This is a genomic window from Bacillus sp. H1a (assembly GCF_000633475.1).
GTDB lineage: Bacteria > Bacillota > Bacilli > Bacillales > Bacillaceae_G > Bacillus_A > Bacillus_A paramycoides.
Genome location: NZ_AYMH01000112.1, coordinates 1 through 6,626, shown reverse-complemented (window position 1 = coordinate 6,626; position 6,626 = coordinate 1). Strand labels below are relative to the sequence as shown.

Genomic DNA, 6,626 nt, shown 5'->3' with positions numbered 1-6,626 from the left:
GAGGACGAAGAAGAAGAAGAAGAAGATGACGAAGAAGAAGAAGAAGATGACGAAGATGATGACGAGTAAAATAATGAGCAATAAAAAAACGCTTGGTTTCCAAGCGTTTTTTATTCTTCAACATATACATGATAGAAATCCTTCATATATATCTTGCATCAAATACATGTATTTATCTTTTTCCGACAGAAGACTCCTTCCTCAAAAATGTGAAGGTGTAAAACGTCAAATTTAGGTAGGAGATGAGTATTGGTAGGCGTAAGCCTACCTTTTTTATTAATACAGGAACCTTACAAAAAAGCGAGATACAATCCATATTAATCAATAAGGCATACAAATTTCGTATTTACCCAAATCAAGAACAAAAAGCCTTAATTGCGAGACTCATTGGTTGTAGTCGTTTTGTATTTAATTGTTTCTCTGTTATATAAAGTTATGCTTATAAAAAGATATGGAAAGGATTAACGTATCATTTTTTCTGACGAGCTTACTCAATTAAAAAAGAAAATGGTACGGGAAGCAGGTTGTAGTTGTATCAAAAACGTTTATTTCTAATCAGCTATGTTCGAGTTACATTTATCAAAATAAAGATGTTAAAAATCTAAATCTTCGTGAGTGGGATTGCCTTTCTTGTAGCACACATCACGATAGAGATGTTAACGCAGGACTAAATCTTAGAAACGAAGCTATCCCTCTTTTAACCGTAGGAACTACAGGGATAGCTTACTCAATTAAAATCGTTAGGTTTCCATACTTAGGAATCTCCTACTTCAAACAGCCCTTCGGGACGTTAAATGATGAGTAGTTCGAATTATTTGAATTTTGAGGGGCGCATAATATTTCTAGCAGGCTGATTAGTGGATTCTGCTACTTGTTTATATACCTGATTTAGTTTTTCTGCTGTATGCTTAAATGTAAAATTTTTTTCCACAACGTTTCTGCCGTTTTCAGCAATCCATTGTGCAAATTCTCGTTGAGATAACAAGACATGGACGAGTCTGGCATACTCCATTGGATTAGTATATTGTTCTACTAGACAGCTGTTATGTTCATCTGTTATAACTTCAGCATTTTTCCCACGGTATTGGGATTCCTGCAGCCATTGCTTCATAATGAACGCGTGCCAATGGTTCGTTCCAATGTGAGCTACATATAAATATATCCCCCATTAGAAACATATTATGCATTTGATCTGCCGGAATAAATTTAGTGAAAATTACGTGCTTTTTAATTGGTTTAGCGATTCTATATAATTTTCTAATATATTTATTTACTCTGTTATCACTAAACCATTTACCACCAACAATTACAAGCACCGTATCTTTATGTGTTTGAATAATTTTCTTCATAGCGTGAATGAGTAAATGTGGACCCTTATTTTCACATAATCGGCCAACAAATAGAATCACTTTTTTATCTTGGATATCGTATTTTGTACGAAATTCACTTCTTATTTTTTGCCCTGTTGGTGTCCAGATAGAAGGGGACTGTTTTAAATTAACACCAGAGTAGACAGTAGAAATTTTATCTTCAGCTTGTGGAAATCTCTCAATCACAGTTTGTTTAATATAGTTACTAACAGTCATGATGGCGGTAACCTTTTCAATAATAAGATTGCCTTCATAAATGGATATTTTATGTTCAGCGAACATATCGTTATGCAGGCCTAATACAAATTTACTGTGTGGAGAAGCTTGTTTATATAGAGGTATATTTTTGGGACGATTAAAGACATGTATAATATCAAAGGTATTGGTTTGGAGTGTCCTTATAACATTCTGCTCATATTCTTTTTGAGGAAAATACATGTAATTGACATTATCTAGTGTTATTTGCTCTGGAAGACTTGGATCTGAAATAGAGAAAATGGTAAGCTCATACTCTTGACTTATATAGGGAGACACCCCATCAATCATCATTTGAATTGCTCCACCTTTAAACGCTGGAGATGGTAATTTTTCTGTACATATATATGCAATTTTAATAAATTAATCTCCTTTGTATAATTGTTTTACATAATGATATTCTGCCTCCAGACCGTCGAATAGAGGAACGGTTGGAGAATATTGTAGTAATGTACTGGCCTTAGATATATCTGCCCATGTTTGTTTCGGTTCCCCAGGAACTGATTTTAGAAAGTTTTTAGTTGCTGATTTACCTAATACTTTTTCTAGCATAGAAATAATGTCTAAAATGGATGCTTGTTCTTTTCCACCGATATTGATAATTTCACCTATTATATTTTTTTTTGTCTCTAAAGCGGCCATAGTTCCTCGTATACAGTCATCGATATAGGTAAAATCACGCGTTTGTGTTCCATCACCAAATATCGTGAGAGGTTTATCTTCTAACAATTGTTTAATTAATCTATGAAATGCCATGTCAGGACGTTGCCTTGGCCCATACACTGTGAAATATCTTAAAATAACAATTGGTATGTGGAAATTTTTGTGATAAACATGACATAAGTGTTCACCACTTAATTTTGTAACACCATATGGAGATAGAGGGGTGGGTAATAAATCTTCAGAAACCGCACCAGATTTTTCACCATAAACAGAAGATGTTGATATATGAATAAATTTATCTAATTTTACATGTTTACAGGCTTCAAGTAAATGTTGTGTAACCATTATATTGTTTGTTACATAATCCTGAAAATCTTTTCCCCAGCTTGTTCTGACACCGGGTATAGCAGCTAAATGATAAATTACGTCTATATCTTGTAATAATTGCGATAAATCTGTAGTTAAAATGTTTTCTCGTATGAATTGAAAACGTGAATTCAATTGAAGAGATTGGATATTATCTGTTTTTAAAATAGCTGGAGTAGGACCGATGAAATGATCAATTCCAACTACATGATATGCATCATTTTTAAGTAACGCTTGACACAAATGAGAGCCAATGAAACCAGCGGCTCCTGTTACAAGGATTTTCATGACCGACCCACTCCTATATAGTGTAATCCGTATTTTTCTATTTCATCTTTTTCGATGCAATTACGTCCATCCACGATTGTGCATCCCTTCATAACTTGTTTGACTTGTTTCCAATTAAGTGTTTTAAATTCATTCCATTCCGTAGCAATAATAATACAATCAGAATTTGTAATTGAGGATTCTAGGTTCTCATGCTGTGTAACTTGTTTTTTTAAATGTGGAGGGAGAAAAGCTTTTGGGTCATAAGCATGTAGATCGTAGCCAAGAAGGGTTAACTTTTCAAGAAGTAGTACAGCGAGGGAGCTACGAATATCATCAGTATTTGGCTTAAAGGAAATTCCTAAAACAGTTACTTTTTTTGAAGAGGGTTCTTTTATAGTATTTTTGATTTTTTCAACATAGAGATCTATCTGTGTGGAGTTAATGGATTGTACAGCTTGTAAAATAGGAACTGCTATGTGCCTATCATTTGCTGTATAGATGAGTGAATGTAAATCTTTTGGGAAGCATGATCCCCCATACCCCATTCCCGCTTGAAGAAAATGAGGGTTAATTCGAAAGTCATAGCCAATTCCTTTTGCCACTTCAACAACATCAATGTGATATGCATCACAAATCCGAGAAATTTCATTTATAAAAGATATTTTTGTAGCCAAAAATGCATTGGATGTATATTTAATCATCTCCGCCTCGTTTAATCCAGTGCAAAGGAAAGGTGCGCTAATCCCTTTATATATATCCTGCATAATTTCTAACGACTTTGTGTCATCTTTTTGGATACCTATAATAGTTCTATCTGGAATAAGCATATCGCGGACAGCAGAACCTTCGCGAAGAAATTCTGGATTAGAAACAATATTGAATAGGGATGATGAAACTCCACTTTTAATGAGTGTTTCATATAATTGCTGATTTGTACCTGGTGGAACTGTACTTTTCGTAATAATTGTTTTATATGATGTTATGGCTGGAACTAGTATATCAATAACGGAATAAAGATATTTTAGATCCGTCTTTCCACTTGATGTAGAAGGAGTTCCTACAGCGATAAGAATAACAGGTGATTGTCGAATAGCCTTATCGATATCACAACGGAATTGTAATCGATTTTGATTTTTTCGAATAAGTTCTTTTAAATCTGGTTCGTAAATAGGGCATTCTCCCTTTTGGAGAGAATGAATTTTATCTTGATCTTTATCTACACAAATAACATTATGACCCAATTCTGCTAATACCGCCGCTGATGTGAGCCCAACATAACCAGAGCCTATAATACATATATTCATATGATAGTCACCTTTCTGTACTTAGTACTAGTTGTTACAGTATATTGATGAACAACTTGGATTGGTGACAAGTGAAATGCCTATTCATATAAGCAGGGAAAAAGAAAAAAGGTAAAGGCCCCTTTTGATTTCGTCATGAGCAGGTAAGGCGCTGAATGAATATAAATATTTTAAATAAGTGAAGGAGAGAGGTTAGTGATTAAAAAAGCAATCATTCCAGCCGCTGGTTACGGCACAAGGAGTCTTCCAATTACAAAGGTGATTCCAAAAGAAATGTTTCCAATAGGGAATAAACCCGCGATTCATTATATTGTAGAAGAAGCTGTGAAGTCAGGCATTGAGCAAATATTAATTGTACTTTCTAGCCGAAAGGATTTAATAGTTGATTACTTTGATTATTCATTAGAATTGGAGGCTTTTTTAGAAAAAGAAAAAAAATCACATCTGTTAAAAGGGCTTGCTATCCCTAATGTTCAAATCCATTATATAAGGCAGCCATATGCGAGAGGACTTGGTGAGGCGATAAAATTAGGTGAAACATTTATTGGTAACGAACCTTTTGCTGTACTCTTGCCAGATGATATTGTAGTTTCGGATAAAGAAACCGCTTTAAATCAGTTGATTAGTATTTATAAAGAGACGAAAAATAGTGTAATAGGCATTCATACGGTACCAGATGAATGTTTAGAGAAGTATGGTATTATTGAAGGGAAGATTGTAAAAGAAAATTGTGTTAGTATTACAAATATTATCGAAAAGCCGAAAGTAAATCCTCCATCTAATCTTGCCGTACTTGGTAGATATGTTTTTACACCTGATATTTTTCCTTTATTAAAAAATATTCAACCTGGTGTTGGGGGGGAATATCAATTAACAGATGCAATTCATTCTTTAATTATGACTAAAAAAGTATATGGAAAAATGATTGATGGGAAACGATTTGATATCGGACAAGAGGATGAATATATGCAGCTTCTTAATCTTATATACGGACAAAACAGAACAAGTAAGAATTAATTTGTGGAAAAGGGTTCAGCCAATATACATTTGAAATCAATGAACGATTCCTGAAGAGTTGATGAAACACATGTGAAGGTTAAAAGTAATTAGGCGTATTTGTATCGTGCTTTTGATTCAGAAGGGAATACAATTGACTTTTATTTAAACAAGAAAAAAATCATATGGCTGCAAAGTACTTTTTCAAAAAAGCTTTGCGGTCTTTTCATGTTTCTAAGCCTCGCGTTATCACAGTAGGCCAGAGTCCAATCTTTCCGATAGCAATTGTAGAATTGCAAAAAAGAAAAAAAGATACCCGTAGGCAGCTCAATCAGACAAGTCAAATATCTAAATAACATTATGGAGCGGGATCATCGTTTATTAAGAAACGGGATTCTGCCGACATCGCCATCAACCTAAGATAAATTTATACCATAATTCACAGAAAATATGATTCTTTTTGTAGAAATATACAGATAGGAATCTATTTACAACAGAAATGGAATGCGAATGCTCAGTCATTCAAGAATCCCAGCCGTTAATTCGTTAGGATTAGGGCTCGCGACTTTAGTCGTGGAAGTGTCAATTCGGGTTATTCTCGCTATTATTTTTTAGCTACTGAGCACTTTCCTGAAGAAGTTCGTGGTACTAAGTCTTTATCTTCGTAAATAGCATCTTCACACAACGGACACCGTCCAACGATACACCCTATTCCGATTAAGCCACCTCACTTCTCTACAAAATGAAACATTTGCCTATTTTTTTCACATTCTATTGAAACAAACGTATATTATAGTAGGAGACATTCCTTTCTTGCGAAACTCATAAGGGCCCTTTTTCAGGGCTTTTTTATACTTAAGTATGTCCGAAGAGTTTTGCAATTAATTGACGTTTACATGTCTGAGTAAAATAAAGATAACAAATTTGGTTATATGACGTGGGAATTTTATTTAAAAAATGATAACAAGTATATTCTTATTCATTCAACATTGTATGTTTTGTTTGTTTTATATATTAATTGTTTTATATGTTTTATATGTTTATATGTTTTAAGAGCATGAAATGTCTTGATACATAAGGGATTATGACATTTAATTATAACAAAAATGGTTTTAAAGATAACAAATGTGGTTTTAACCATAACAAAAATGGTCTTAAAGATAACAAATGTGGTTGCTTAACTATAACAAAGATGGTTTTAAAGGTAACAAATGTGGTTTTAACCATAACAAAAATGGTTCTAAAGATAACAAATGTGGTTGCTTAACTATAGCGAAAATGGCTCTAAAGATAACAAATTTGGTTTCTTAACTAAAGCAAAAATGGTTCTAAAGATAACAAATTTGGTTTCTTAACTAAAGCAAAAATGGTTCTAAAGATAACAAATGTGGTTGCTTAACTA

5 protein-coding genes and 3 pseudogenes are annotated in these 6,626 nt (G+C 33.5%); 5 read left to right on the top strand and 3 right to left on the bottom strand.

Annotation, left to right across the window (positions count from 1 at the left end; genetic code table 11):
* The first annotated feature begins 25 nt into the window (after positions 1–25).
* The 3 genes and pseudogenes from U860_RS36165 to U860_RS34700 all read left to right on the top strand — a co-directional run.
* Complete coding sequence (locus U860_RS36165) at positions 26–235, top strand: hypothetical protein (RefSeq protein WP_240184509.1); 210 nt, start codon at positions 26–28, stop codon at positions 233–235.
* A 7-nt stretch (positions 236–242) separates the two neighbouring features.
* Complete coding sequence (locus tag U860_RS34705; protein ID WP_081807007.1) at positions 243–431, top strand: helix-turn-helix domain-containing protein; 189 nt, start codon at positions 243–245, stop codon at positions 429–431.
* A 29-nt stretch (positions 432–460) separates the two neighbouring features.
* A pseudogene (locus U860_RS34700) lies at positions 461–724 on the top strand (zinc ribbon domain-containing protein); the annotation flags it as partial.
* Between the two features lie 87 nt (positions 725–811).
* Here U860_RS34700 and U860_RS32305 read toward each other — a convergent pair.
* The 3 genes and pseudogenes from U860_RS32305 to U860_RS0130080 all read right to left on the bottom strand — a co-directional run bounded on the left by U860_RS32305 (position 812) and on the right by U860_RS0130080 (position 4,228).
* Positions 812–1,985 (bottom strand): annotated as a pseudogene (locus tag U860_RS32305) (glycosyltransferase family 4 protein).
* Between the two features lie 3 nt (positions 1,986–1,988).
* Complete coding sequence (locus tag U860_RS0130085; RefSeq protein WP_025151377.1) at positions 1,989–2,942, bottom strand: NAD-dependent epimerase/dehydratase family protein; 954 nt, start codon at positions 2,940–2,942, stop codon at positions 1,989–1,991.
* Positions 2,939–4,228 carry a UDP-glucose/GDP-mannose dehydrogenase family protein gene (locus tag U860_RS0130080; protein WP_025151376.1) on the bottom strand — a complete coding sequence of 430 codons (1,290 nt, stop codon included), beginning with the start codon at positions 4,226–4,228 and terminating at the stop codon, positions 2,939–2,941. The genes U860_RS0130085 and U860_RS0130080 overlap by 4 nt, the downstream gene beginning before the upstream one ends.
* A 195-nt stretch (positions 4,229–4,423) precedes the next feature.
* Between U860_RS0130080 and U860_RS0130075 the strand changes: the two genes are divergently transcribed.
* Complete coding sequence (locus U860_RS0130075; protein ID WP_002174975.1) at positions 4,424–5,245, top strand: UTP--glucose-1-phosphate uridylyltransferase; 822 nt, start codon at positions 4,424–4,426, stop codon at positions 5,243–5,245.
* Positions 5,246–5,272: 27 nt separating this feature from the next.
* A pseudogene (locus U860_RS36720) lies at positions 5,273–5,611 on the top strand (DDE-type integrase/transposase/recombinase); the annotation flags it as partial.
* Between the last annotated feature and the right edge of the window lie 1,015 nt (positions 5,612–6,626).

Coding starts and splice junctions, on each gene's coding strand:
- U860_RS34705 (WP_081807007.1), top strand. CDS start 243: ATGAGTATTGGTAGGCGTAAGCCTACCTTTTTTATTAATACAGGAACC.
- U860_RS0130085 (WP_025151377.1), bottom strand. CDS start 2,942: ATGAAAATCCTTGTAACAGGAGCCGCTGGTTTCATTGGCTCTCATTTG.
- U860_RS0130080 (WP_025151376.1), bottom strand. CDS start 4,228: ATGAATATATGTATTATAGGCTCTGGTTATGTTGGGCTCACATCAGCG.
- U860_RS36165 (WP_240184509.1), top strand. CDS start 26: ATGACGAAGAAGAAGAAGAAGATGACGAAGATGATGACGAGTAAAATA.